Genomic DNA, 1,655 nt, shown 5'->3' on the forward strand with positions numbered 1-1,655 from the left:
GACCTCCTCGCGGCGCAGTCCGGGAGTCCTGCGTCGAGTACCGCCCGCGAAACCCACGTCGGCGGGTTGCAGGCAGTCACGGCGTTTCCGCAGGAACAGCCCCATTTCTTTGCGGTCCATGCACCCATTGTCGGTGGCTGTTCCCTGAACACCCCCGGCTTGCCGGTCCGACCCTCCGCCCCGGGTGGCCGTGCCGGATGCCGCCCGCGCCGGATCCCCGATCCCCCGACAGCGCCTACCCCCGTACCCGGCTTCGCGAGGGCCACAGTGAGCGGACAGCCACGAGGGGACGTACGCGCCCCTCCCGGAGATGAGGGGTAAGCGCATGGGTCTTACGGGTCTTACAGGTCTTACGCGGCGGAAGCTCGGCGGCCAGGGCCTGGTGGTGTCGGCCGAGGGCCTCGGCACGATGGGCATGACCACGGCCTACGGCGTCCGGGACGACACCGAGTCAGTCGCCACCATCCACCGGGCCATCGATCTGGGGGTGACCATGTTCGACACCGCCGANNCGGCCCGACTACCTCCGCCTCAGTGTCGAGGGTTCACTGCGGCGTCTGGGTACGGACCGCATCGATCTCTATTACCAGCACCGTGTCGATCCCTCGGTCCCGGTGGAGGAGACCTTCGGCGCCCTCGGGGAACTGGTCACGCAGGGCAAGGTGCGTTACCTCGGCATCAGCGAGGCCGGTGCCGAGTCCGTCCGCCGGGCGCACGCCACCGCGCCCCTGTCGGCGGTCCAGACGGAGTACTCACTGTTCACGCGGCATGTCGAGCGGAACGGGGTACTGGCGGTCATCCGCGAACTGGGCATCGGATTCGTCGCCTACTCACCGCTGTCGCGCGGCATGCTCACCGGGCAGGTACGCGATCTGACGGACCTGGCCTCCGACGACTACCGCCGTACCGTGCCCCGGTTCGGATCGGGGCACCTGGACCGTAACCTCCGGCTGGTCGACCGTATCGCGGAGATCGCGGCCGGTCTGGGCGCGACCGTCGGCCAGATGGCACTGGCCTGGGTGCTCGCACAGGGTGACGACATCGTCGCGCTGCCGGGCACCAAGCGCCGCGCCTATCTTGAGGAGAACCTGGCCGCCGCCGGTATGTCTCTCGACGCCGCCACCCTGGCAGCGCTGGAAGAGGCCGTTCCGCGGGAAGGCGTCTCCGGTGCCCGCTACGGCGAGGAGCACGGGGCGGCCGTGGAGGAATGACATCGGCACCGGTGCGCCGCGGGCCGGCGATCCGGGTCCGCCGGTGCGGTCGGACGGTGAGGTGCCGAGGGGCGGACCGGGAATACGAGTCTCCGCGTCGCTCGGCGGGTAACAATCGTCTCTGGGACCCGAGGGAAATGGAATCCTCCGGAGAAGCAGCCCCCGCCGGGCCGGTACGCGAACCGCGGGTACGAGAACGGCCGGACATGTGGGCGCCGAAGAACTCCCTGTGCCTTCGGGCGCGCTCTTTCAGCGCATCGGCACATGTACGGAGATCATCGTGGACAGGCAGACATGGCAGGGGAAGATCTTCACAGGGGAATGGCGGGACGGAACCGGTCGCGCCATTTCTGTCAGGGAACCGGCCACAGGACATGTGCTGGGCACAGCCGGGGCGGCCTCGGTGGCCGACGCGGGCCGGTCGGTCGCCGAGTCCGTGCGGGC

At 69.6% G+C, this 1,655-nt stretch carries 2 protein-coding genes; both read left to right on the top strand.

From position 1 onward, the window contains the following. Positions 1-325: 325 nt before the first annotated feature. Positions 326-510 (top strand): aldo/keto reductase (locus tag BFF77_RS37205; RefSeq protein WP_425424432.1); only part of this gene is annotated, 185 nt, incomplete at its 3' end. A gap of 62 nt (positions 511-572) precedes the next feature. Then, the gene (locus BFF77_RS26355; RefSeq protein ID WP_425424433.1) at positions 573-1,211 is read left to right on the top strand and encodes an aldo/keto reductase; all 639 of its coding nucleotides are present in this window, start codon (positions 573-575) and stop codon (positions 1,209-1,211) included. Positions 1,212-1,655 lie beyond the last annotated feature (444 nt).

The organism is Streptomyces lushanensis, assembly GCF_001700515.1.
GTDB lineage: Bacteria > Actinomycetota > Actinomycetes > Streptomycetales > Streptomycetaceae > Streptomyces > Streptomyces lushanensis.